Annotated in this window: 20 protein-coding genes; 6 read left to right on the forward strand and 14 right to left on the reverse strand. The window is 50.9% G+C overall.

Translation table 11 applies throughout. The features are described from left to right. Positions 1 to 121 precede the first annotated feature (121 nt). Positions 122 to 1048 (reverse strand): malate dehydrogenase, encoded by a 927-nt coding sequence (locus ACKWCC_RS10965; RefSeq protein ID WP_413995978.1) that lies wholly within the window; start codon positions 1046 to 1048, stop codon positions 122 to 124. Positions 1049 to 1324: 276 nt separating this feature from the next. Here ACKWCC_RS10965 and ACKWCC_RS10970 point away from each other — a divergent pair, with 276 nt between their 5' ends. Next, on the forward strand, positions 1325 to 1699 hold the full coding sequence (locus tag ACKWCC_RS10970; protein WP_413995979.1) for a hypothetical protein: 375 nt from the start codon (positions 1325 to 1327) through the stop codon (positions 1697 to 1699). A gap of 511 nt (positions 1700 to 2210) precedes the next feature. Here ACKWCC_RS10970 and gyrB read toward each other — a convergent pair. Together gyrB and asnB are read right to left on the reverse strand one after the other, a co-directional pair. Next, a complete protein-coding gene (gyrB, locus tag ACKWCC_RS10975) occupies positions 2211 to 4205 on the reverse strand; it encodes a DNA topoisomerase (ATP-hydrolyzing) subunit B (RefSeq protein WP_413995980.1) in 1995 nt (664 codons plus the stop codon). A gap of 269 nt (positions 4206 to 4474) precedes the next feature. Continuing rightward, positions 4475 to 6148, reverse strand: a complete 1674-nt coding sequence (gene asnB / locus ACKWCC_RS10980; protein WP_413995981.1) for an asparagine synthase B — start codon at positions 6146 to 6148, stop codon at positions 4475 to 4477. A 244-nt stretch (positions 6149 to 6392) separates the two neighbouring features. On the opposite strand from asnB, the gene ACKWCC_RS10985 reads away from it, so the two are divergent. Further along, entirely contained in the window at positions 6393 to 6932 is a 540-nt protein-coding gene (locus tag ACKWCC_RS10985) for a DUF2911 domain-containing protein (RefSeq protein ID WP_413995982.1), read from the forward strand. A gap of 288 nt (positions 6933 to 7220) precedes the next feature. Here the strand turns inward: ACKWCC_RS10985 and ACKWCC_RS10990 are convergent, their stop codons facing one another. From ACKWCC_RS10990 to ACKWCC_RS11025, 8 genes are all read right to left on the reverse strand, one after another. Continuing rightward, positions 7221 to 7400 (reverse strand): hypothetical protein, encoded by a 180-nt coding sequence (locus ACKWCC_RS10990; protein ID WP_413995983.1) that lies wholly within the window; start codon positions 7398 to 7400, stop codon positions 7221 to 7223. Positions 7401 to 7493: 93 nt separating this feature from the next. Next, positions 7494 to 7739 carry a hypothetical protein gene (locus tag ACKWCC_RS10995; protein WP_413995984.1) on the reverse strand — a complete coding sequence of 82 codons (246 nt, stop codon included), beginning with the start codon at positions 7737 to 7739 and terminating at the stop codon, positions 7494 to 7496. A 166-nt stretch (positions 7740 to 7905) separates the two neighbouring features. Then, positions 7906 to 11190 (reverse strand): type ISP restriction/modification enzyme, encoded by a 3285-nt coding sequence (locus ACKWCC_RS11000; RefSeq protein ID WP_413995985.1) that lies wholly within the window; start codon positions 11188 to 11190, stop codon positions 7906 to 7908. 241 nt (positions 11191 to 11431) lie between these two features. Next, positions 11432 to 11875, reverse strand: a complete 444-nt coding sequence (locus tag ACKWCC_RS11005; protein ID WP_413995986.1) for a hypothetical protein — start codon at positions 11873 to 11875, stop codon at positions 11432 to 11434. A gap of 82 nt (positions 11876 to 11957) precedes the next feature. Further along, a complete protein-coding gene (locus tag ACKWCC_RS11010) occupies positions 11958 to 12716 on the reverse strand; it encodes an NYN domain-containing protein (protein WP_413995987.1) in 759 nt (252 codons plus the stop codon). A gap of 139 nt (positions 12717 to 12855) precedes the next feature. Further along, positions 12856 to 13953, reverse strand: coding sequence for an OmpA family protein (locus ACKWCC_RS11015; protein ID WP_413995988.1), 1098 nt, complete (start codon positions 13951 to 13953; stop codon positions 12856 to 12858). A 146-nt stretch (positions 13954 to 14099) separates the two neighbouring features. After that, positions 14100 to 15848 carry a TonB-dependent receptor gene (locus ACKWCC_RS11020; RefSeq protein WP_413995989.1) on the reverse strand — a complete coding sequence of 583 codons (1749 nt, stop codon included), beginning with the start codon at positions 15846 to 15848 and terminating at the stop codon, positions 14100 to 14102. A gap of 20 nt (positions 15849 to 15868) precedes the next feature. Continuing rightward, positions 15869 to 18892, reverse strand: a complete 3024-nt coding sequence (locus ACKWCC_RS11025; RefSeq protein WP_413995990.1) for a tetratricopeptide repeat protein — start codon at positions 18890 to 18892, stop codon at positions 15869 to 15871. 153 nt (positions 18893 to 19045) lie between these two features. Between ACKWCC_RS11025 and ACKWCC_RS11030 the strand changes: the two genes are divergently transcribed. From ACKWCC_RS11030 to ppgK, 4 genes are all read left to right on the forward strand, one after another. Next, complete coding sequence (locus ACKWCC_RS11030; protein WP_413996031.1) at positions 19046 to 19738, forward strand: cell division ATP-binding protein FtsE; 693 nt, start codon at positions 19046 to 19048, stop codon at positions 19736 to 19738. A 118-nt stretch (positions 19739 to 19856) separates the two neighbouring features. Then, positions 19857 to 20159: a hypothetical protein gene (locus ACKWCC_RS11035; protein WP_413995991.1), complete on the forward strand. Its 303-nt coding sequence runs from the start codon at positions 19857 to 19859 to the stop codon at positions 20157 to 20159. A gap of 190 nt (positions 20160 to 20349) precedes the next feature. Next, positions 20350 to 21249, forward strand: coding sequence for a sulfatase-like hydrolase/transferase (locus ACKWCC_RS11040; RefSeq protein WP_413995992.1), 900 nt, complete (start codon positions 20350 to 20352; stop codon positions 21247 to 21249). A 66-nt stretch (positions 21250 to 21315) separates the two neighbouring features. Next, positions 21316 to 22065 (forward strand): polyphosphate--glucose phosphotransferase, encoded by a 750-nt coding sequence (ppgK, locus tag ACKWCC_RS11045; protein ID WP_413995993.1) that lies wholly within the window; start codon positions 21316 to 21318, stop codon positions 22063 to 22065. A gap of 136 nt (positions 22066 to 22201) precedes the next feature. Here ppgK and ACKWCC_RS11050 read toward each other — a convergent pair whose 3' ends face one another. From ACKWCC_RS11050 to ACKWCC_RS11060, 3 genes are all read right to left on the reverse strand, one after another. Continuing rightward, positions 22202 to 22990: an SDR family NAD(P)-dependent oxidoreductase gene (locus ACKWCC_RS11050; protein ID WP_413995994.1), complete on the reverse strand. Its 789-nt coding sequence runs from the start codon at positions 22988 to 22990 to the stop codon at positions 22202 to 22204. A gap of 663 nt (positions 22991 to 23653) precedes the next feature. Further along, positions 23654 to 25453: a translational GTPase TypA gene (gene typA, locus ACKWCC_RS11055; RefSeq protein WP_413995995.1), complete on the reverse strand. Its 1800-nt coding sequence runs from the start codon at positions 25451 to 25453 to the stop codon at positions 23654 to 23656. Positions 25454 to 25565: 112 nt separating this feature from the next. Then, a complete protein-coding gene (locus ACKWCC_RS11060; protein ID WP_413995996.1) occupies positions 25566 to 25955 on the reverse strand; it encodes a hypothetical protein in 390 nt (129 codons plus the stop codon). Between the last annotated feature and the right edge of the window lie 273 nt (positions 25956 to 26228).

Below are 26228 nucleotides of genomic sequence, written 5' to 3' on the forward strand. Positions count from 1 at the left end.
AAATATATGATTTACCCCTAGATCTGACAATATATTTGAGGTATTTGGAAAAGAGGGCTGGGGGAGAGGATGTTGGCACATCTTCTCCCCCGGCCCATTGGTCTGTGAAAGGAAGGGAGCGCTAAAGCTCCAATAGGCCGTTGGTCTTGGCAACCCCGGCCGCACTTTCTTTCATTTTGTTTTTCTCGGCATCGCTCAGGGGCACGTCCACGATCTTCTCAATGCCCCCTTTGCCCAAGATCACGGGCACCCCGATACAGATGTCGTTCAGACCGTACTCGCCCTCCAAATAGGTGCTGCACGGGAACATTTTCTTCTGATCGCAGGCAATGGCCTGTACCAAGGCGGACACCGCCGCACCCGGGGCGTACCAGGCACTGGTGCCCAATAGCTTGGTAAGGGTGGCTCCGCCCACACGGGTATCGTCCGCCACTTGCTGCAAGCGATCGGCATCCAGAAATTCGGACACCTTGACGCTGTTCCTGGTGGCGTGGGAGGTCAGGGGCACCATTCCGGTATCACTGTGGCCCCCTATGACCATACCGTCCACATCGGAGATGGGAGCTTCCAGGGCCTCTGCCAAACGGTACTTGAAACGGGCACTGTCCAGTGCGCCGCCCATGCCTATGATCTTGTGCTTGGGCAGCTTGGTGGTCTTGTGCACCAGGTAGGTCATGGTGTCCATGGGGTTGCTCACCACAATGATGATGGCATTGGGGGAATGCTCCAACAAACTGGAGGAAACGGTCTTGACTATGCCGGCATTGATGCCGATCAGCTCTTCACGGGTCATCCCGGGCTTTCTGGGGATTCCGGAGGTGATCACCGCAATGTCACTGTTGGCGGTCTTTGCATAATCATTGGTGCTCCCAACGATCTTGGTGTCAAAACCGTTCAAAGAGGCCGTTTGCATCAGGTCCATGGCCTTGCCCTCGGCGTATCCTTCCTTGATGTCCAACAGGACCACTTCAGAAGCAAAATCCTTTATGGCGATATACTCTGCGCAGCTCGCTCCCACTGCTCCGGCTCCTACTACTGTTACTTTCATGTGTATGGTATTATCGTTGATTTATTTCCCAACATGGGCCCAATTTTAGGCCGATGTTTCACTGGTGCAAAAATACTCAATATCCACCTAAAAAAGGAAGGTTCAAAGGCATTTATTCTTGATGAAGGTTCTTAACTACCGTACCCTATATCGATGAAATCTGACCGTTGAACGAAGAATTTGAAAATACCATGCCGTACAACGAAAAATAATACGATTAACCGTTCCCTTGGCGTTTTTGTTTGTGGAACCCCAAATTCCGCAAAAAACCTACTTATGATGAAAAAATTCCTCTACGTAGTGGCCATCCTGGCCATTATTCTTTCGGCGAATTGTTCACGCATAGATGAGAACAACGATCCCGTGATCGGTGTTTGGTTACAAGACCTTACCGAAACGGATGGCACTGCCAGGATGCAGGTGCAGCGCGAATGGATCTTCAATGATGTTTTCTTGGGCCGCTACCACGAACGGCAGAACGGCACGTTGACCATTGTGACCGATTTTAGCTGGTCCAAGCAGGAAGAAGTTTACACGGTCACGTACAACGGCCTGGAAAACAAACCCCAAGACCAACTGATCCTGAAAACGAGCAAAAACGGTGATCAGTTGCACCACATGAACGGTAGCCTATTGGCCAAAAAAGAGTGACCAATTTTACAGGGCCATGGGGAAGAGTCTGTTTGGAGAAATCCTTGCAGGCTCTTTATGTTTTATAGAGGTCAGTAGATAGTTACCTACTTTAAATCGAGTTGCTAGCTTAAATGTCAGGCTGAGCGCCCGCCTGAATTGTAGTCGAGGCAGGCAGTCGAAGTCTCCCCTTGGATGGCAAATGGTTCTCTCCCGAAATTTCGGGAGCGCTCAAACTGGCAATAGTAAAAATTATTAACCGTATTATAATCAAATAATTACCTTGTTTGATTGATAAGTATTTATCTACTGACCTCTAATGGTTTATACCATTTCCCCATTGAAAATAGGCCGATAAACGGTTTCTTTTTACGCCCTGCCAAAAAAAACAATTCAATTTCTTTGGCAGAATTTCAAAAGAGAACTGGTATCACCCAAAATACCTTGCGGCAGCGGCCCCGCAAACCATCACAAAAAAAACGACCCGCGCTTTGGGCACAGGTCGTTGCATAGGGTAAACTTGCGCCAATGATCAGGTATCGATGTTGGCGTAAATGGCGTTTTTCTCAATGAACTCCCTTCTTGGGGGCACTTCATCGCCCATGAGCATGGAGAAGACACGATCGGTCTCCGTGGCGTTCTCTATGTTGATCTGCCTCAAGGTCCTGAACTGCGGGTTCATGGTGGTGTCCCACAATTGCTCCGCGTTCATCTCACCAAGACCCTTGTAGCGCTGTATGCTCACGTTGCCGTTGAAGCTGGCCGCAATCTCGTCCCGTTCCGCATCGGACCAGGCGTAGCGTTTTTTGCTGCCTTTTTTTACCAGATAGAGCGGCGGCGTGGCAATGTACACGTGCCCGCCCTCAATGAGCTCGCGCATGTACCTGAAGAAAAAGGTGAGAATGAGGGTTTCAATGTGGCTACCGTCCACATCGGCATCACACATGATCACCACCTTGTGGTATCGCAACTTTTCCAGGTTCAGGGCCTTGCTGTCCTCTTCCGTGCCAATGGTGACCCCAAGGGCGGTATAGATGTTTTTGATCTCCTCGTTCTCAAAGACCTTGTGCTGCATGGCCTTTTCCACGTTCAGGATTTTTCCGCGAAGCGGCAATATGGCCTGGAAATTTCGGTCTCGACCCTGTTTTGCCGTTCCGCCGGCAGAATCTCCCTCTACCAGGAACACCTCGCACAGCGCCGGGTCCTGCTCCGAACAGTCAGACAGTTTTCCGGGCAGTCCGCCAATGCTCATCACGGTCTTTCGCTGCACCATTTCACGGGCCTTGGTGGCCGCGTGGCGCGCCTGCGCCGCCAGGATCACCTTTTGCACAATGGTCTTGGCATCATCCGGGTGCTCTTCCAGATAAATGGAGAGCATTTCCGAAACGGCCTGGCTCACGGCAGAGGAGACTTCCCGGTTGCCGAGCTTGGTCTTGGTCTGGCCCTCAAATTGGGGCTCTCCCACTTTTACGGACACAATGGCGGTAAGCCCCTCCCTAAAATCGTCCCCTTGGATCTCAAACTTCAACTTGTCCAACATCCCGGAGGCATCCGCATACTTCTTCAGGGTGGTGGTAAGGCCCCTCCTAAAACCGGACAAATGGGTGCCCCCTTCGTGGGTATTGATGTTGTTCACGTAAGAATGCAGGTTCTCCGTGTAACTGGTATTGTAGATCATGGCCACCTCCACGGGAATGCCGTTCTTCTCGGTCTCCATGGAGATCACCTCCTTGATCAAGGACTCCCGGGTGCCGTCCAAAAAGCGGACAAACTCCTTGAGGCCTTCGGTGGACACAAAGGTTTCCGAGACATACTCCCCGTTCTCGTCCTTACGTCTTTTATCGGTAATGCTGATGGTGACCCCCTTGTTCAGGAAGGACAGCTCCCTCATCCTGTTGGCCAGGGTCTCATAACTGTATTCAATGGTCTGGGTAAAGATGGTCTCGTCCGGCCTAAAGGTGACCACGGTGCCACGCTCCGTGGTTTCCCCGATGCTCTTAACCGGATAGAGGGCCTTACCGCGCTCGTATTCCTGCTCCCATATCTTGCCATCCTTGTACACCGTGGCCCGCAAATGGCTGGACAGGGCATTGACACAGGAGACCCCTACGCCGTGGAGCCCGCCGGAGACCTTGTAGGAATCCTTATCAAACTTTCCCCCGGCACCGATCTTGGTCATGACCACCTGCAAGGCGCTCACACCCTCCTTCTTGTGGATGTCCACCGGGATGCCCCTACCGTTGTCCTTGGTGGTAATGGAGTTGTCTTCGTTAATGGTGACACTGATGGTATCGCAATGCCCTCCCATGGCCTCGTCAATGGAGTTGTCCACCACCTCATAGACCAGGTGGTGCAAGCCCCGCACACCAACATCACCAATGTACATGGAGGGGCGCATGCGCACATGTTCCATTCCCTCCAGCGCTTGAATGCTGTCCGCAGAGTAGTTCTTTATGGGCTGATCTTTCTGTTTCCCGCCCTTTTTCCCCTCATTGGTACCTTCTTCGTTTTTCGCTTCTTCGCTCATAAATATAAGGTTGTGTTCATTTCGGATTTTGCAATCTTACAAATATACGCAATACCCCACCGAATATGGGGTTTATGGGGTTTTGGGAAGTCTAAGTTATCAACAAAAATTGTGGAAAAAGCCACCCACAAAGACCGGGGCGGCACCCTTTGGAGCGGCCCGGCAAGACCCCGGGCCAAGGCCGTGGAGACAACATAAAAAAAGGCGCTTCGGATAGAAGCACCTTGTACGGAAAACGGGGTGGGGCCCCCAAAGGGACGGGACGGGCATTATCCCTTTACGTAAGCATCGTCATGCACATTGGCCACGGCACGCCCAGAGGGGTCGTTCATGTTCTTAAAGGCGGCGTCCCACTCCAAGGCTATTTTGGTGCTACAGGCCACGGAAGGTTCCTGGGGAACGGAGAGGGCAGCGGCATCACTGGGAAAATGACCCTCGAATATGGAACGGTAATAGAACTCCTCCTTGGACGTGGGCGTCTGCAATGGAAACCTGAACCGCGCGTTGGCCAGTTGCTCATCGGAGACCTCTTTTTCCACCACTTCCTTCAGGGTGTCGATCCAACTGTAGCCCACCCCATCGGAAAACTGCTCTTTTTGGCGCCAGGCCACGCTTTCGGGCAACATGTCCTCAAAGGCCTTGCGCACCACCCATTTCTCCATGCGCTCCCCGTTGATCATTTTATCTTTTGGGTTGATCCGCATGGCCACGTCCATGAACTCCTTGTCCAAGAAGGGCACACGGCCCTCAATGCCCCAGGCGGCCAGGGATTTGTTGGCCCTGAGGCAATCGTACATGTGCAGCTTGTCCAGCTTGCGAACGGTCTCCTCGTGGAAATCCTTTGGACTGGGTGCCTTGTGGAAGTAGAGGTAGCCCCCGAACAGTTCGTCCGCGCCCTCCCCGGACAGGACCATTTTAATGCCCATGGACTTGATCACCCGGGCCATGAGGTACATGGGCGTGGACGCCCTGATGGTGGTAATGTCATAGGTCTCCAGGTTGTAAATGACGTCGCGTATGGCATCCAGCCCCTCTTGTATGGTAAATTTTATCTCGTGGTGCACGGTGCCTATGTGGTCTGCCACCTTACGGGCAGCGGCCAGGTCCGGGGAGCCGTCCAAGCCCACGGAAAAAGAGTGCAACTGCGGCCACCAGGCCTCGGCGGTGTCCCCGCTCTCCACCCTTTTCTGGGCATATTTTTTGGCAATGGCAGAAGTGACGGAAGAGTCCAGCCCACCGGAGAGCAGCACGCCATAGGGCACGTCTGACATCAATTGCCTGTGCACGGCCGCCTCCAGGGCCTCCTTAATGGCCCGTATGCTGGTCTCGTTTTCCTTTACCGCATCGTATTCCATCCAATCCCGGCTGTACCAACGCTTCAGTTCACCGTCTGCACTGTGCAGGTAGTGTCCCGGCGGAAAAAGTTCTATCGTGGTGCAGACGCCCTCCAGCGCCTTTAATTCCGAAGCCACATAGAAGGTGCCGTGCTTGTCCCAGCCCATGTACAAGGGAATGATGCCCATGTGATCGCGGGCCACAAAATAGTCATCGGTCTCGGTGTCGTAGATACAGAACCCGAAAATACCGTTGAGCTCATCCAAAAAAGAGGTGCCCTTTTCCTGGTACAGCGCCAAGATCACCTCGCAATCGGACGCGGTCTTGAAAAGGTACCGGCCCTCGAATTGTTTCCTGAGCTCGGCGTGGTTGTAGATCTCCCCGTTTGCGGCGAGGATCAGATTGCCCTGCGGACTCAGTATGGGCTGTTTGCCGGAGGCAGGGTCCACAATGGCCAAACGTTCATGAGCCAATATGGCCTTGTCCGTGGCGTGGATACCGCTCCAGTCCGGTCCGCGGTGCCGGAGTTTCTTGCTCATTTTCAATAATTGTGGCCTCAGGGCCGCTGCATTTTCCTTAAGATCGAAGGCGCACACTATTCCGCACATAACTGGTGTTTTTAACAATTGAAGGGCAAAGATGAATTTTTTATTTCAATATATAAACAAATATGAAATATATGCTAACAATAAAAAACCATAAATAGGTTTTTTGATAAATATTTTTCTTTTTTTAGGGCAAACAGCTTTATTTATATGACTGTTTGTAAGTAGGGTAAAAAATAACGCTCTTTTTGTTCTCTTTATGCTCCGTACCCATTAGCTTTGGGAAAAACTAAAACACCTTTTAAAAATGAAAAAAATTCTTGCTATCAGCACCTTCGCATTGGCCTTGGCATTGAGCACGGGGCTAAACGCCCAGAAATTCCCCGGACTGGACAAAAGCCCACTGGACATGGCCGCTTTCCCCAGTGATTACAAAGTATCGGACAAGGTGGTGCGCATCACCTACGGACGCCCACAGCTGAACGATCGTTCCCTGGAGGAATTGGCCCCCGTGGGACAAGTGTGGCGCACGGGCGCAAATGAGGCGCCCGAGATCACCTTTTACCAAGACGTTACCTTTGGGGACAAGGAGGTAAAGGCCGGCACCTATGCCCTGCTCACCATTCCAGGGGAAAGTGAGTGGACGGTGATCTTGCACAACGGCCTAAACCAATGGGGCTCTTACTTCTACAAAGAGGGCAACGATGTGGCCAGGACCACAGGGGCGGCCACCACGGATGGCAATGTACTGGAAGAATTCTCCATAACCTTCAAGGAAGTCTCCGGGGGCGCACACATGGTCATGGGCTGGGACACCACCCGGGTGGCCGTGCCCATAAGCTGGTAACAAAGCAACAGACCAAAAAAAGCCGGGATGTACATTCCGGCTTTTTTTGTTCGTTCCCGTATCACCCCAAAATACACCCGCACCGTGACAAAAATGGAACCTTTTCTGGGGCCAACTTTTTGGCCCGGGGCGATTTTTTTTTAGGTCGATGCCCATCGGGAACACACCACAGTACGGGACACGAGCGTGAGACTCTCGCCAGTGTGGGGGTAAGCAAGTTTTGATTACCTATTTTATCTCCCCCTAGGATGTAAGTCCATCTGTGCAAACCGAATTATTTTTCTTGGCTTACCTCTTGGCGGTTTTCTTTTTTTTGTATTCCACGTAGGCACCGTACAGTATAAGCACCCAACCGATGCCGGAAGAAGATATTAACCATAAATTATTATCGCTGAACAAACTAAATCCTACGCCGATACCCATAATTACTACTCCAATAAGTGCCATTATGAATCCTTTGCTTTTCATGATGCTGTTTTTTTTGGCTTTTGATTACGGTTTATAGGAACCGTACGGGCCACGAGCGTGACGCTCGCGCCAGCGTGGGGTCCAAGAGGTATTTCATTCCAAACTTGCGGTATTGATTTTTTCAATACGGGAATTTCTAATATCAGAAATTATCTCGTCAGAAGTCCTGCTATCAACCCACGCACCAAAAATTGAATTCGGGTCGAATTCCTTTTTCGGCTTTGTTTCAATTGATTTGGTCAATTTAATGATAAGACTTTTTTTGGTCTGTATGTCCAAATTTTTCAAATAACCGAAATACTTGTCCAAAATTTTACTTGATATGGTTAAGCTTCCCATTGTTTTCTTTTTAAGGCAAGATAATATATCACAGAATTTCATTTACAAGTCTGCTATCGGATCTGTATGAACCGTACGGGGCACGAGCGTTACGCTCTCGCCATCGTGGGGAACACACCACAGTACCGGGCACGAGCGTGACGCTCGCGCCAGCGTGGGTTGTCATTTATTCAATCCCAATTTTATCAATTTCTTTCATCAACCTGTCGGTTTCACTTAGGGCGACCAATACTTTCTGATAGTGCAAAATATCGTCAAACTCCAATTTTCGGTCTTTTCTATCTTTTAGCCATTTTTGTGCGGGTTGGTAGCCACCAATGTAAAACTCCCAAGCTACCAATGGCACGTTGTCAAAATATTGGGTGTCGTTGATGTAAACTCTGCCCATTTGGGGCTTCTCGACTGCGCTCGAAGTGACAGAAGGTACATAACCCGGACTTGTTTTTGACATTTTTCGAGTGATTATGTTATCTCCATCAACAGGGTACTGCGTAATGTATTGCTCCACTTTTGGACTCTCCAATAAATGGATTTGCCGAATTTCTCCGCCCAACTTTACCAATTGCCAAAACGTGGCTTGGTCTTTTGGGTAAGGCACTCTCGGAAAATCAATTTTTAAAAACTCCTTGTATTTCTCTCGGTACGTTGGCGAATGCAGAACTGCATAGATGTAATCCAATAGGTCTATTGGGGCAAAAGTTGTTTTGGGAGAACCCTGAGCGGAGACTAAGGGCTCGTTGGTAAAAGCCAACCCTAATTTCTCTGCTATTTTATTTACAATTTCGGCTTTTAGGTTTGGTTTTCTTTCTGTGGATTGATCAATGGTTTGTTGTCCATCAGATACCGCATATACGTAAAGAGGGAATTGAGATGGTATTCCTTTATAGCTAAAATGATAACGATTGTCAATCATATTTTCAGTTATTTGGACTAAACTCCAATTAACGTCTGTCGATTGTCTTGCTGTAATAAGATTTAAATTCACCCCTGTAATAATGTTATACATATACTTCTCTCTACCCCAATCTACCATATCAGATGAGTAATATATTTTGCGAGTATCAAATGGACGGTAGTCATAGTTTTTAATAAATTCTTGATGATGATTATTAGCAATTTTCTCTCTTGCTTCAACGAGTTTCCAACCCCTGGAATCACCTGCTAAATATTTTCCATTCTTCTTTTTTGGGAATAGCCAACTTCTTGTCTCACTATCCGAAAATTCCCTACTTGTAAACCTTTGTATTCTGTCTATAAGACTTTGCGCATTGAAATCTACAACTACAGAATCTCTTGCCGTTACAACTCCTGTTACATTTAAGGGAAATAGTTCGTCAATTTTAAATCCATTGTTATACTCTTTGAGTCCTTCTTTGTTTTTCTGAATGAAGAAGTAAAATGGATCTTCAGGCTTTAGCTTGATAAAATCAACTGTTTTGATAGAGTTTTCAGCCAAAAAATCATATTTCATTTCTCTTTTCCCATAAAGGTCGTAATGCAACACTTCACCTAATTCGTTGGCTTTCTTTTTTCCTGTTTTTACAAAAATGTTGATTGAAACACCTTGCTGAATATCAAATACATTTATATCAGCACTTCCGTCTGGTGCCGTTTCTTTTTTCTTGCTGTTGCCGTGTAAATCTATTGCATAAATTTTATCATAGGTTTTCAGCAAATGCCAACGCATTCCCCTAAACGTTGGGTTGTCCAAATATCCGTGCGGATTGATAAACGCCAAAACACCACTTCCGTTTTTTTCAATAAAATTCTGACCGTAACGCAAAAACTTTACGTAGTCGTCATTTAGCCAATGCTTGCGTTCATTAAAGTGAACGCCATCAACATATTTGTAATCTTCAATCAAATTGCTAATCCATTCGCCATTGTTGGAAGAAATACCGCTGTATGGCGGATTTCCAATGACACACATTACAGGTGTATCTCGTTTAATGTGGTTGGCTTCATTGGCTTCTGTACTCAACCAATTGGCAAACAGCGTTCCTGTGTCTTGGTGGTGTTCTTCCAAACTGTTGGTCAAATACACGCGTAGGCGTTGGTGCTTCTCGACTCCGCTCGAAGTGACAGTGGGTTTAAATCCTGTTTCGGTCAAAAGCAAATCCAACTTCAAGTGCGCCATTGCGTAACTCGCCATGAGCAACTCAAAACCGTTTAAGCGTGGCAATAAATGCGTTTCCACATAATTGCTCCAAATGCCTTGTTGTCCTTGAAACTTTTTGTGAATGTGTTTTACCACTTCTGCCAAGAAAGTGCCTGTTCCTGTGGCTGGGTCAAGAATCTGCACTTTGTGTACTTCTTGCTCCATCTGTTTGTAACCAGTTGCAGAACGCTTGTCTGCGGTTTGGGTGTTTACTTTTATGGTTGTTTTGCTGGTGTCGGCAAGTCCTTGCGGTAAATCAAATTCCGTTTTAAGAATATCGTCAACCGCCCTTACTATAAAATCAACTACAGGCTGTGGTGTGTACCATACGCCACGGGATTTGCGCAATTTTGGGTCGTATTCACTTAGGAAGGTTTCGTAAAAATGAATGATCGGGTCTTCCATTTTGGTGGATTTCCCGTAGTTCTTCAAAATTTCTTCTACGTTACACGCCAAAAAGATTTCCGAGAGGTTCTCAACTACCCATTTAATTCGGTCGTCAATGTCAGGTCCTGCAATGTAGCCAAAGAGTTTTCGCAAAAACGGATTCGATTTTGGAATCAGTTCAGCGGCTTCTTGTCTGCTGAAATTGTTCAAAGTAGGGTCGTGCAAACGAGCCGCAAACATTCCGTAAGCAATGGTTTGAGCGTAAACGTCTGCAAAACCTTGTGGTGTAATGTCGTGAATCAGAATCTGCTTGAAAGCCAACATTTGTTCTTTCAGCGTACTGTTTTCTTGGTTTTCTTCATCACTGGTCAACGACTTCTCAATAATATCAGAAAGCAAGCGGGCTTTGCCCGCCATCATCCCTGCCAATTTTTTTGAGCTTTTTATCGTTTGTCCAACGTGGACACAAAAGTCTTTAATGAGATTTTCAAAGTTGCCAAAATGCTCCGGCAACGGTCTTATTCCCTTGTCCGTGATTTCTGCTATTGAAATTTTGGTAATGAATTCGCCTTCTTGGTACAGATGAAAGTTAATGTAGTCCGTGAAAATCAAATTGTTCAGCGAAGCCTTGTAGCGGTCAAACTGCTCTTTGTTTCCTGTTTTCTTTACTCCGTCAAGGTCTTTGTCGCCAATGTCTTTGGCTTCAATAAATCCAACGGGAATATCCTTTTTGGTCAAAATGTAGTCAGGTGCGCCACATTTTTGTCTTTTCGGTTCGTTGGTCGCCCTGATGGTCGGCACCAAACTTTCCAAAAGTTGCTGTAAGTCGCCACGGAAAGTATGTTCGGTTGCGTTTCCGAGTCTGTACCTTTTGTCTAGGTTGTCTATATATTGTTCTAATGTCATTTATTCACTCCATTATTGTCAGAGCGTTGGCAAAAAACAGCTCTTTTGGTTTTTTTAGCGTTGCTTTTGTGTAGGCTATAACCAAATCTGCCGTTTTTGCGGTGGGCCTTTCTTGTCTGTTGTCCACTAAATAAGCAAAAAACAACCAAACGATGTTCTGCGCATGGAAGTCAACTTGATCAGCATCCCGAAAACAATGCCCCTTTTTCCAACGTTCACTTCCCATTGGGGACATCCCCCCCTACTCCTTCCCCGGCAATTTTCTTTGGGCCGTTACGGAAAAAGTACCTTGGGAAGTCACTGCCTTTCCTTGCAGGGTGTCCCCCTTTTGTTCCAAGCTTACCGCAACGCGCTCCACGCCATCCACATTCAAGAAAAAACGGATGGTACCGTCCTTGACGGTTACCTGATACCCGTCCATACTGCCTTGGGGAAGATTCACTTGCACTGTGTAGGCTTCGTTTTTGCGGCCAATGAGTAGGGTGCCCTTGCGGTAGGGATAGTCCACCCCCTCGGCCTCATAGGCCCAGGCACCCTCCAGGCTGTCCGCAGCCCGCTTGTTGTGGCCGTAGGGCACGCCAAGGCTGTTGTTCATCTCCGGGGTGGCCGCAGCTTGTTGAGCCATTGGAAAACCGCACAGGAGCAAGGCCATTCCCGCCCCTAAAAATCGTCCTTTTTGTTTCATTTTATCTGTGATTTTCATTGTATGCGCGCTGTGCTGTCCCTTGCCAGTGCCCAAGAGCGAAACCGTTTGGGCGGCCGGACGCCTATTTCCGCTTCCTGGCGGTTTTCTTTTCTTTTAGCCTCACATAGATGAGCTTGCTCCTGCCCCGTGAGTCTTCCCTGCGCTCAATTTCAAAATTGGGCAGGCTGTTGATCAGGGGCGTCAATTTTTGAAAACCGTAGTTCCTGGCGTCAAAATTGGGCTGTTTCTTTTGCAACAGGCTGCCCACATCGCCCAAAAAGGCCCAGCCATCGTCATCGGCCACATCATCTACCGTATTGGCAATAAAGCGCAGTTCCTTGGGCGTGATCTTGTCCACCGTACTTTTCTTGTCCACCTTCGCGGCCGCACTGGCATCGGGATCGGCCTCCTTGTCCTTGAGGATCTCCAAATAGATGAAACGGTCACAGGCCACAATAAAGGGGTTGGGCGTTTTGCGCTCCCCAATGCCGTACACCTGCATCCCGGCCTCGCGCAATCTTGTGGCCAAACGGGTAAAATCGCTGTCACTGCTCACAATGCAGAACCCATTGACCTTGCCGGAATAGAGGATGTCCATGGCATCTATGATCATGGCCGAGTCGGTGGCGTTCTTACCCTGGGTGTATCCGTACTGCTGTATGGGCGTTATGGCATTCTCCAAAAGGATGTTCTTCCATTTGGACAGGCGCGGATTGGTCCAATCGCCATAAATGCGCTTAATGGTGGGGTTGCCGTACTTGGCGATCTCCTCCATCATTTCCTTGATATATCCCGAGGGGATGTTGTCTCCGTCTATCAGAACGGCCAAATTGATGTCCATAATTCAAATTTTACCAAAGATACTGGCTTTTGCGACCGCTTTGGGGCTTTTAAAAGAGATTTTTACTTTGATGTCCCTCCCGTTTTCAAGAACAAAATTTCATACCGGAACAAAGGATGCGCCGCCCCCGTTGTGGCACTCATTCCAATATCACAAACGCCACCCGCCGGTTCATTTGGCGCGCGGCAGCACCCTTGCCAACTGCCAGGGGGCGGGTGCTGCCATATCCTTTCCAAGACACCCTGTCCTTCTCCAGACCAAGGGCAATGAGATGGGCGGCCACCGCAGCGGCCCTTCCCTCTGACAGCTTTTGGTTGTAGGTGGTGCTTCCCAGTTGGTCCGTGTGGCCCTCTATGGCGATATGGAGGGTGGGATGCTCCCGGAGGTACCCGTACACGCGCTCTATCTCCGAAATGGCCCCGGGCTCCAAGGTGGCGGTATCAAACCGAAACCGCACGTTCTCAAAGACAATGGAACGGTTGGTTTCAAAGGCGGCCCCCACCTCCGCCTCCTTTTGGGGCGGCCGGCCTTCCAAGGGCATCAGGGAAATGGCATCCAGATAGTAATAGGCACCCTTGAGGCCATTGGCCACCTGAATGCGCTTCTTGGTGCGCCGGTTGGCGTTGAAGTTCCCAATAATGATGTAATTCTCCGTGCCCTTGGCCACGAACTCGGTCGCTACCCGCACCCAGTCCGTGGTGTTCACATAAAAGTCGCCGTTGGACAGTACCATCACGGGAGAGGCATCCCCCTCTTGGGCCAGCAGGTGTTTTTTGGAGAGCACCTTTCTGGTCTCCACCAATACGGGTTTTTCCAGCAACCGTGCCCCAAAGGCATCCACGGCATAGCCCGAACGCTCTGCAAGGCTCACATAAAACGCAAGCCGGTAACGCTCTCCCGCCACCAGGGTGGTGGTAAGTTCCCCCATAAGGTATTCCCGGTATTCATCACCGGCATAGAAATAGAGCCCGGCATAGCCCGAACCAAACCCGGGAGCCTGGGAACCACTGAAATTCCCATCGGTTCCCATGGTGGTGCTACAGCTGTGATAGTAGTCCGTGGAACCCAGCGAGGGTGTCTGCCAGTGCGCCACATCCTCCACCAGGTTCCCCATGGAGTCAGGGCAGCTCACATACTGTTCAAAACTGGGGTTCTGGACCAGGTTCTGGCCCTGGGCCAGGAAGGCCGGTCCCGGGCCCATAATACCGATGAAAAAGAAAAAGACAGTGCGCAACACCTCACATTCATTTTCCTAAATGTAAGAAAATATAGGCAATCAATAGGGGCTTACGGCCAAAGACAGGCTGTACCACCAAAAAAACCGATGAAACCCAAAGGGTCACGAACATACCGGGCAAAGGGCAAAGCGCCCCACAAGGGCCCTCAGAGATCGAACCTGTAGGTGGCGCCCGCCAATACCTGTAGCCCCTGCACCGGGAAATTGGCCCAACGCTGGTAATTGTTGTTGGCCAGGTTGGCCCCCTTTACAAATACGGACAACTGTTTGTTTACCCTGTAGCCCAGGTGCGCATTGGCGTCAAAAAAGGACTCCAGGGTAACCTGGGTGGCCGGAAAATCGGTGATCGGGGCATTGGGCACCGCTGTGGTGGCCACGTCTTCGCGTTCGCCCACAAAAAACAGGTTGATGCCGGTGAACCACTTCTCCCCTATTTGGTAGTCCATCATCATGGATGCCGTAAGGTTGGGGCGGTTCCAGGCGGGGTTGCCCGTTTCCGTGCTGTAGTCCAACACCTCTGCATTGAGCCCCAGGGTAAAGTCCCGGTTAATGTCCACGTTGATCTCGGCGAACATGCCCAAGGTCTTGATGTCGTCATAGAACACTTCAAAGGAGTTCCCCAGATAATAGGTGCGGTCATCGTTCCTAAAATCGTTGAACGGGTTGAGCTTAAAGAGGGGGCTGAAATTCTCGGCACTGTAGGAGCCCTTTACATTATAGCCCACATTGGGCAACAATTGGCCCTTGAAACCCACGTAGGCGTTGTACTGACTGTCCGTTGGTGCAATTTGTAGGGTGGGCGAGACAAAGGGGTTGTGCTCCACAAAATCGTAATAGGAGTTCTGCCGCAGTTCTCCCTCCACACCGCCATAGGCAATGACGGTCTCTTCCATTAATCTGTACGATGCGGTCACTGCCGGATAGATGTAAAAATTGCCCTCGCTGTTTTCCAGGTCCATACCGTACACCAAATTCACCCCCAGGTTCAGGGACAGATCGTCCCGCAACAGCTGTAGGCTGGGATGTATGCCCACTTGGAGGTTGCCGTAGGCAATGCCTTGGTCGTTGGTACTGCTGTTCAGGTTGGCGTTTACAAAGCTGCCGCCCACATAATCGGCATGGACGCCAACGCCCAGCTGCTCTTCATTGAGCGGTAGCTGTACGGCACCGTGGATCCTGGCGCGGTTTTCCCCAGACTCAACGCCGTCCCAAAATCTGCGGTACAGGGCATCGGCCTTGTCAAAAAGGGCGTCTTCCACATGGATGTGTCCGGCCGCTTCGGCCATGAAATAGTTCTGTCCCTCATCAAACAACAGCCCCGTGGCATCAAAACCTTCCGGAAGTCCGTACCAGTTGTAAAATTGGTGCTGCAGCCCCACATTGGCGCCCCAATCCATATCGCGTTCCCGCTTTTTATAGGCCGCGTTCAGCTGGGTGTTGGCAAAGACATTGTCCAGGACCACCCCTTCAATGTTTCCCTGGGAGGAGTTGTGGTTCAGGGAAAGGGTGTAGTTGCTCTCCCGATCAATGTCCTGACTGGTGTGGAACTCGGCCAGGACATTGGCCGGATTACCGCCGCCCGCAGAGGCATAGGTGTTGTAGAGCACCGGGGGCGGCACCCTTTCCACCTTGCTTGCCGTTCCCTTGGCCGGGGTAAAGGTAGAGGCCACGGGCACGGAAAAAATACTGTATTCAATCTTCTTCTTTTGCAGCACAATGGAGTCATTGAGGTTGGGCACCGACTTGATCTTAAAGGCATCGGCAACCGTGGGGGTATAGGCCTTGGTCACGGTTACGGTCTGGGTACCGATATCCTCGGTCTCTGTCTCTTGGGAAACGGCCCACTGTGCCATGAAGAAAAACGACAATAGGGGCCATGCGATACGTGTGTACATAAGTGTGCTCTTGTGGTACATTAATTCTGGTTGGGCCTAATGGATGAATTGCTCTCTGCCTCTTTGGCCTTGATGCCCGCCAAGGTGGTCCGGGCCTCGGCGATCAAATCTGGGTATTGGGAAAAGTTATCAATGACACTTTCCAAAATGTAGGTGGCCTGAAAGGCGTCTTCAAGCGCATAGAAGTTCTTGGCCATGAGCACCAATCCCTTACCGCCCCATTCCTTGTGCGCGGCATAGTCCTTTGCCAGTTTCTGCACCGCGGTGTTGGAATCCTCAAAAGCCCCTTCCTTGTTCTTGAAGTAGGCGTGGTGGTAAAGGGCCTCTGCCGCCGCGGCGCCGGAGGCGATCTTGAGCACTTGGTCATAGGCGGCCTGTGCCTGGGTCTCGTCCCTGGTGGCCATCGCCGCGCGGGCGATCATGATCTGGGCGTCACTCTTTATCCTATCGTCAATATTGGGCGTGGCCAGTACCTTCTTGGCGTATTCCAAGGTCTTGTCATAGTTGCGCTGCCCGTAATAGCCCTTCATCAGGTTAGACCGGGCAAAGGTGCGGTTCTGTTGTATGTTGGCCTGCTCCTCCAAGCGCAACAGGTAGGGCAGCGCCCCTTGGGCGTCCGCTTTGCCCAAGAAGATCTCGCATACCCGGGTCAAGGCCTGTTCGGAATACTCACTGGAACTGCGGTCTGCCACAAAGGTGTAATGGGGCAGTGCGGCTTCCTTCTCGCCCTTGCCAAAATAGAGCTGGGCCAAATTGAAATTGGCGTTCACGGCGTGCCGGCCATTGGGAAAATTGTTCACGTACTCCCTGTAGCCCTTAATGGCGGCTTCCGAATTGCCCTGCAGGGACTGTTTCTGGGCCGACTCGAAGGTGGCATCTTCCAGCTCGGTATCGGTCACGGAAACAAAGTCCAGCCCCTCTACCCAGGCCGCATACTCATTTACCCGGCCCATGTCCACATAGACCAACTTTGCCGAGGAAACGGCCTGCACCGCTTCCTGGGCCATGGGGTGGTCCCGCACCACGGTCTTGAACTTGAACAGGGCCGCTTCATTGCGGCCCGCATTGTAGTGCACCAACCCCTGCCGCATCAGGGCCTGGGGGGTAAGTCCGCTCCCCCGGTGCTCGGAGATCAGGCGATCAAAGGCCTGCAGGCCTTGCTGCTCTTTCCCCGTGGCCACATAGGTACTGCCCAGGGCAAAAAGTGCATCGTCCTTAAAACTGGAATTGGGAAAGCGCGAGACAAAGTCCTCCAATCCTTCTATCTTCTGGGCGTTGCGGTCCACAAAACCGTAGCACATGGCTTTTTGGTAACTGGCGTAGTCCTTTTCGGGACCGCTCAGTTCCAAGGCTTTGTTGTAGGTTTCCATCGCGGGCCAATATTGCCTTGTGGCGTAATAACTGTCTCCCAAGCGCAGGAAGGCATCGTTCTTCTTTTCCACGTCAGTGCCGGGAACCTGGGCAAAGGCATTGAAAAAGGGAATGGCCTTTTCGTAGTCCTTTTGTTTAAAATGGGCATAGGCCAAACTGTAATCCACTTCCCTATGTTCCGGCACATCACTTGCCCTTGGGTGCTGCTTAAATACGGCGAAGCCCTTGGCGGCCTCCGCAAAACGGTTCAGCAGGTAATCGGCCTCGGCCTTCCAGTAGGTGGCCCTGGCCTCAAAGAGCCCGTTTTGGGCCCTGTCCAATGATTTTTTAAAATGGGCCGATGCCTCCTCGTAGGCCCCTTCCATAAAGAGTTCCACACCGCGGTAATAGGCCACCTTCTGGTAGGTTTCCGCACTGGCAAAGCCACTGTTTCTTTCCAACAGGGCCATGGCCCCGGCAAAGTTCCTGGAGGTAATGAAGGAATCTACCAACAGGGTTTGCATTTCCTCTTGGTGCTCGTCGTTGGGATAGGTCTCCAAATACCGGGTAATGACCTCGGGTACGGGCTCGTAGGCGTTGCCCACCTCATAACTGAGGCGCGCGTAGTTCAGGTAGGCATCCTTTTGTATGGCCGCACTGAAATCCATCTCCGAAGCATTCTTAAAGGCGTTGAGCGCCTGCTGTTTTTTATCGAGCTTCAAGTAACACTCCGCCAAGTGGTAATAGGCATTTTGGGCCACGCTGTTGGTGCCCCCGATAATCTGGTTGAACTGTTGTACGGCCGCCTCGTACTGCCCCTGCTTGTAATGGCTGTAGCCCAAAAGGTAGTAGTCCGTATTGCTCCACTTGCCCCTTTTTCCCTTGTACTCCTCCAAATAGGGAATGGCATTGGCATACTGCTCCAGGTTAAAATAGCTTTCGCCGATGATCTTATTGAGCTCGGACACCTCGTTTCGGTTGCTCTTGGGCAGCTGTTTCTTGGCAATGGCAATGGCCTCGTTGAACTTGCCCAGCTTAAAATTCATATCGGCCTGGTAATAGCTCAACTTTTCTTCCAGCACATCTTGGTCCGTGATTTGGTCAAAACGCTCGTTGGCTTCCTCATAGTCGTCTTGCTGGTAGGAGATGTACCCCATGTAGTACTTGGCCTGGGAACCGTACACGGGAGAATTGGCCACCTTGGCCAAATAACGTTCCGCCTCCTCGGGCTTGCGGGAAGAGAACAGGGCGTAGCCGTAATTGAAGTTGAACTTGTCCATCTCCGCACGGGAGAGGGCGCTCTGGTCCACCTTAGCGTACCATTTAAGGGCATAGGGATATTTGCCCGTGTCAAAATAATACTCCGCCACATCGGCAAAGGCAGAATTGCGCTTGGTGGAGGTGGGATAGGTCTCCACAAACTCCTCCATAAGGCGATCGGCACCAAATTGGTTTAGCCGTACCGCCGCGTTGGCCACGTAGTAGGCGCTGTTGGCCACGGTCTCCTCGTCCGTGGCACTGGCGGCCACTTTCTCGAACAGGGCCTGCGCCGCCTGGTACTGCTCATTGTTGTAGAGGTTCAGGGCATCTTGGTACAACTTCTTTTCATGGGTGTAGATCATGCTCTCTTGGGCGGTGGCCACCAAAAGACAGGCCAAGAGCACAACGAAAAATGCTGCAGATTTTTTATACATAGTGTTCTAAGACTAAAAAGAATTACGGTAACACAAGGGATAACGGCAATAATCATGGCTAAGTATGCCCACCCAAGCACAAAAGAAAATATTTTAAGGGCCATTTTCCAAATATACCTGGGAACTTATTACTTTTATATCAACATTGAGCAGATGGAAGAGAACGGGGAAACCATATTGGAACTAAAGGATGCGGCCATTTTTCAGAAAGAGAGCCTCATACTCAAAGAGGTGAACATACGCATTGCCAAGGGCGAGTTTGTGTATCTCATTGGCAAAACGGGAAGCGGCAAGAGCAGTTTCATGAAAACCCTCTACGGCGATCTTCCCCTGCGGCAAGGGAGCGGGAGCATCGTGGATTTTGACTTGAAGACCCTCAAGGAACGGGACATCCCTTATTTAAGGCGAAAACTGGGCATTGTCTTCCAGGATTTTAAATTGCTCCCGGACCGCAACATCAACGAAAACCTGCGCTTTGTGCTCAAGGCCACCGGCTGGAAGGACCGGGCGGAGATGGACAGCCGTGTGCTGCACGTTCTGGAAAAAGTGGGGATGAAGACCAAGGGCTTTAAGTTTCCGCATGAACTATCTGGCGGGGAACAACAGCGCATTGCCATTGCCAGGGCACTGCTTAACGACCCCGAGCTCATTCTGGCAGATGAGCCCACGGGCAACCTGGACCCACAGACCAGTGTGGAGGTCATGAAGGTGCTACAGGAAATAAATGCCTCCGGCCGTACCATTCTAATGGCCACCCATGACTATGCGCTCATTCTCAAATACCCCTCCAAGACCATAAAATGCGATGCCAACCAGGTTTTTGAGGTGGTACAGCGCGCCGTCTAGCCCCTTGGCGAACCGCTTTTTGCAACGGTTGAAATAAAATCCGAAAAAATCAGTTTTACATACAGCTGTCCCCTTATGTTTTTGGGCAGCATTTTGTGATACCCGTAAAACGCACCCGATGAAAGCACTGCTCATTTCCCTATTTTTGATGATGGCCCTGGAAGCCCCCACCGTGGCGCAGGACGAGAACGTCTTAATGGCGTATTATGATGGTAAAGTGGCCAACCAGTATGTCTTTAAAAACGAGAACGACCACAAAATGCATTTCCATGCCATTTTGGATGCCGTTAAGGAAGAGGTTAACTTGGATGAGCAAGAAAAATTCAAGGGTTTGCTGTTTGAGGTCTCCTTCCAGAACGCGGCAGCAGATGGCCGGCCCGGCCAAGAAAGGACCATTGTGGGCCTCCAACTGATGCAATGACCCCAGGGCAGGGGACACCACCACGCCCTAAAAGGGGCAATTTCCCATTTTTTTCTTTTTTTTAGGTCCATGCCTGCCGATCCCCCTCCGAAACGCTGGTTTTGACCTCTTTTTGTTATCTTCCACGTTCATCCGCCAGACACCCTTTTTTTATGTGGAAATCCCTTTGTATTGCCCTGATCCCTTTTTTTTGCTCGCCAGTTGCCAAGAACCTCCCAAGGAAGCAACGCCCAAGGCACGCCCCAACGTGCTCTTTATAGCGGTGGACGACCTTAGGCCGGAACTTGGCATCTATGGCGGGCAGGCCCTTACCCCCAATATGGATGCCCTGGCCCAAGAGGGCGCCCTCTTTGAGCACCACTACGTTCAGGTGCCCACCTGCGGGGCCAGCCGGTACGCCCTGCTCACGGGACACCGGCCCAGCCAGCCGCAACACTTGCGCAACGATGCCATTGAAAAGGCCTTTTCCCAACCCAGGCCGGATGCTTTGCCCGAGACCTTTGTCCATCGCCTAAAGCAGGCCGGCTACCATACCGTGGGGATCGGTAAAATAAGCCACTCCGCAGACGGCTTTGTGTACGGTTACCGGGATTCCGTGAGCAGCCTGCGCGAACTTCCCCAGAGTTGGAGCGAACTAAAATTTGATGCCGGCCCTTGGGAAACCGGATGGAACGCCTTTTTCGCCTATGCCAATGGGGAGAACCGGCAAAGCCTGAACAAACAGGTAAAGCCCTACGAAAAAGCTAAGGTGGAAGATGAGGGCTACCCCGATGGGCGCATTGCCAACCTGGCCCTTTCCACCCTGGCAGCGCTAAAGGAGCGGGACACCCCTTTTTTTCTGGGTGTGGGCTTTTTTAAGCCCCACCTCCCCTTCAATGCCCCGGAACGGTACTGGGAGGCCTACCAACGGGAGGCCATTGCCCTGGCGCCCAATACAGCGGCGCCCCAAAACAGGTATCCCGGGGCACTGCACAAAGACCCCTACGAGACCAAAAACGTGGCCCCGGAACAAAGGGCCATTGTCCAAGAATTGTTGCCCGTTTTTAAAACGGGAGCCGCACCTTGGCACCGCCCCAGGCCACAGAAATGACCATATTCACCACATCCGTGCCCCGTTCCCCTATGTTTTTTGTTACTTTGTGCCAAAATAAATTGAATGGAAATTCTAGGCATTGACATTGGCGGTTCCGGGATCAAGGGGGCCATCGTAAATTCGCTCACCGGGGAAATGTTGACCAAAAAGCACCGGATTCCCACCCCCAAGGACAGAAAGCCCAAGGACATGGCCAAGGTGGTGGCCCAGATCGTAAAGCATTTTGATTATAAGGGGCCGGTGGGCGTTGGATTCCCCACCGTCATTAAACACGGCATTTGCAAATCTCCAGGCAATCTCCATAAAAAATGGTTGGGCCTAAACGTAAAGGAACTCTTCAGTGAGGCCACCGGCCTGCCCGTGACCGTGGTGAACGATGCGGATGCCGCCGGGTACGCCACCATGAACTACGGCATTGGCAAGGGCAAACAGGGCCTTGTGGTCATGATCACCATTGGCACCGGCCTGGGAAGCGGCGCCTTCTTCAACGGGGAGCTCATTCCGAACATGGAATTGGGACAGATTCCCTACAAAAAGTACAAAAAGATCGAACTCTGGGCCGCGGACTCCGCCAAGACCCGGGAAAACCTCAGCTATAAAAAATGGGGAAAGCGCTTCAATAGGTTCCTGCAGTACGTGGAACTGATCATTGCCCCGGACCACATTATCCTGGGCGGTGGGGCAAGCAAGGACTTTAAGGAGTACAAGGACTGCATTACCATAGAGACCCCGGTGGTCCCGGCTGAACTGCGCAATTCCGCGGGCATCGTGGGCGCGGCCGCAGCCGCCCTGCACGGAGCCCCCAAGGCCTGATGCCCAAGGCCAATGGCCGGTTTCTTTCCTTCCATTCCCCAGGGCCCCAAGCCGGCCCGGCCACGGCTTATCTTTATTTTGAAATAGGGCGCAAAAAGAAACCTTTTGTCGGCTTATTTTCAAGTGGGAAATGGTCTTACAGGGCCTTGTGGCCCGCACTGCTGTCGCGCCGTTTCTCGTAGTGGGCGGCGGCGATGGCATCAAATTTACCGGGGGCCTCAAAATTGAGCTTTACGTGGGCCTCGCGCTCCTCTCCGCCAAAAACAATGTGCAGCTCTTTCTGCAGTACCCCCTGCAAGGATCGTTTGGCCACGGACTCGGGCGATTCCATCTCGCGCCCCACAAATTTCTTCATCATGTCCGTATCGGTGGCGGTTGGGTAGGCACAGGCCACGTGGATGCGGTACGGGGCCAACTCTCGCCGCATGCAGTCCGTGAACTGCTTCAAGGCCGCCTTTGTACTGCCGTACACGGCATAAAAGGGCTGCCCCAAAAGTCCAAGCCCGGAAGAGATGTTGAGAATGGCGCCCTCTTTGGACGCCTTGAGCAAGGGCACGCAGTATTTGGTGAGCAACAGCACCGCCGTAAGGTTAACGGCCACCTGATCGTACAGCTCTTCATCCGGAAGCTCTTCCAAGGGTCCGGCACTGAGAATCCCGGCATTGTTGATGAGAAGGTCCAAATGGCCCCATTCATCCTCGATCCGCGCCGCGGCTTCCCTGAGCACCTCGCTATGGGCCACATCCCCTACAATGCGCATGAAACTCACCTCGGGGTGGGCCGCCGCCAACTGCTTTAGCATCTTTTTGTCCCTGGCGATCACCGCAATATGGGATGCGCCGGCCCGGGCCAGCTCGGCCACCATGCACCTGCCAATGCCACGGGTGCCTCCCGTGATCAACACTTTTTTGTTTTCAAAGTCCATAAACTGCTTCCATTTATTCCATTGTTCCCCTTAAACCGTGATGGGCTGTCAGCCATTTGTAATGAGGGAGCACCCCCAAAAAAACAAGTCTTTTGCGATCGATTTTATTGGGATTTGCAACCGTGATGGAATTTTTAACCTTCCATCAGGGTTAAATTAAGGAAAATACCATGGCCGCCAAAGCCGGTCCCGGAACAGATGAAATAATTATAAAATAGCCATATTATTAACGGTTATTTTAGCATATTGGCAGTAAAACAAGGACGCACCAAAAGATGGTGGTCACCGGAAAAACGAAGCTGCCTGTTCACCCTTTCGCTTCGCCTTGGTCCAGAAAAAGGATCAGCTCGCGCCCTTTTGAACCGAATATCAGCCCCTGCCAAGTATTGGAGCTTCGCCATAAGGGCGCAACCTCCAATGGCATCAAGTCTTTTGTCATCAAAGCAAGGCCAGCACCACGGTGATCGGGCGAAAGTCAGCAGCGATTCACAGGGCCGCGATTTGTGGCCGCAGTGGCACGATCAATGCCCCATCTGTGCTTAAGGGCAACCCGATTGCCCCTTTATCAAAAAAAAAAACCACCATTCGGGCCTTCTTCCCAAAAAAGATCCGCCAGGGAAATCGGGTTTCCGTGGCGGATGGTCTTCTGAAGGTTTCGCTTTCTTAAGCGATTTTGTTCCTTTTGCGATCGTTCTCCGTGAGGAAGATCTTACGCAGCCGCAAATGTTTGGGCGTCACCTCTACGTACTCATCTTTCTGTATGTACTCCAGGGCCTCTTCCAATGAGAACTTTATGGCCGGTACGATCTTGGCCTTGTCATCTGCACCCGAAGAGCGCACATTGCTCAGTTTTTTGGTCTTGGTGATGTTGATCACCATATCATCCCCACGCGAATTTTCGCCAATGACCTGACCTTCATAGATATCCTCTCCGGGATCTACAAAGAACTTGCCCCTGTCCTGCAGCTTGTCTATGGAATAGGGAATGGCCTTGCCCTTTTCCATGGAGACCAAGGACCCATTCTGCCGTTGCGGAATATCGCCTTTCATGGGCTGGTATTCCAGGAAGCGGTGCGCCATAATGGCCTCGCCGGCAGTGGCGGTGAGCAATTGGTTCCTTAGGCCAATGATGCCCCTTGAAGGGATCAGGAACTCGCAGAGCATGCGCTCTCCCTTGGCTTCCATATGCGTCATTTCCCCTTTTCTAATGGACACCATTTCCACGGCCTTGCCCGAGACTTCCTCCGGGAGGTCTATGGTAAGGTGCTCCACGGGCTCGCATTTTACGCCGTCCACTTCCTTGATGATCACTTGGGGCTGACCGATCTGCAGCTCGTAGCCCTCGCGGCGCATGGTCTCTATGAGCACCGAGAGGTGCAGCACCCCGCGGCCAAAGACCAGGAACTTGTCCGCACTGTCCGTCTCTTGCACACGCAGGGCCAAGTTTTTCTCCAGTTCCCGTTCCAAGCGTTCCTTGATGTGGCGGGAGGTCACAAACTTGCCGTCCTGCCCAAAGAAGGGGCTGTCATTGATGGTGAAGAGCATGCTCATGGTGGGCTCGTCTATGGCAATGGTTTTTAGCCCCTCGGGGTTTTCCAGGTCGGCCACGGTGTCCCCGATCTCAAAGCCTTCCACGCCCACCAGGGCACAGATGTCTCCGGTGGCCACTTCCTGCACCTTTTTACGGCCCAGGCCCTCAAAGGTAAACAGCTCCTTGATCTTGGATTTTACGATACTTCCGTTCCTCTTTACCAGGGAGATCTGTTGTCCTTCCCTCAGGGTGCCCCGGGTGAGCCTACCAATGGCGATCCGTCCGGTAAAGGACGAGAAATCCAGGGAGGTAATGAGCATTTGGGTATTGCCCTCAGTGGGTTTAAAAGTGGGAATGTGCTCCACCACCATGTCCAACAAAGGCTCAATGTTCTCGGTTTCCTGCTTCCAATCCTCGCTCATCCAGTTGTTCTTGGCAGAGCCATAGACGGTGGGGAAATCCAGCTGCCACTCCTCGGCACCCAGTTCAAACATAAGATCGAACACTTTTTCGTGCACCTCCTCCGGCGTACAGTTTTCCTTGTCCACCTTGTTGATCACCACACAAGGCTTCAACCCCAGGTCAATGGCCTTTTGCAGTACAAAGCGGGTTTGGGGCATGGGCCCCTCGAAGGCATCGACCAACAACAGCACGCCGTCTGCCATATTGAGCACGCGCTCCACTTCCCCACCAAAATCGGCGTGGCCCGGGGTGTCTATGATATTGATCTTGGTGTCCTTGTAAATGACCGAAACATTCTTGGAGGTGATGGTAATGCCACGCTCCCGCTCCAGGTCGTTGTTGTCCAGTATGAGGTCTCCGGTGTTCTCGTTTTCACGGAACAGTTGGCAGTGGTACATGATCTTGTCCACCAACGTGGTCTTCCCGTGGTCCACGTGGGCAATGATGGCGATGTTCTTTGTTGTTGACATAAATGCGTTTGTTTATGGCCCAGGGCCATTTTGCGGGTGCAAAGATACTTTTAATTTTTTCGGGAAGGCAAAAAGGGAAGTTTTTTTATAAGGCTGATTTTGAGCCAGTTGTTCACCGGGCGGCATTTCTCTTTTTCTGGCCCAGGACCCATCCCAGTTTTAACTCGGTGAACAGGGAAAGACCGGGGTCATTATCCCCGGTGAAGAATCCAGGGCCCAAGGACAACCCCCAATAAAAGCCTCTGTTGTACGTTCTTTGAAAACCGTAAACAAAAGCGCCCACATAAGGAAAAGGGTTATCGTATTCCCTATTGCCCAATAAAGGGGCAGCCACAATCAATCTGTTCACAAAGGCCACATAATCCCCACTATTGCCCGAAATGTTCTTGCCCTTGGATATCCTTCTTTCAAAATTGGTAAAATGCCTGAAATCTGCCCCCAAGAATGGAAAAATTTCAACCTCTCCTGTTGTATCCGGGATCAGTCCCAATTCGAAATTCAAAGTGGACGTTTTACCTGCACCAAGTTCATAGGACACCCCCGGGAGCAGTGCATTCAATTTAAACAACCGTGCTTCCACCTGCTTTTGGGCATATAAGGTGCCGCAACATAAAAATAGCCACAAAAGGCTAAAACCCATCTTTTTCATGGTTATCGCTGATGTTTCAGCTAAAGATAAGGGAAAAATCCATGGTTTGTAGTTCTATTGTTAATGTTCCATCTTTGTCACTTGGGCTCACTTCAACCCCAGAACCAATAATTGCCTGTAACTTTT

It is taken from the genome of Maribacter aquimarinus (assembly GCF_047345505.1).
GTDB lineage: Bacteria > Bacteroidota > Bacteroidia > Flavobacteriales > Flavobacteriaceae > Maribacter.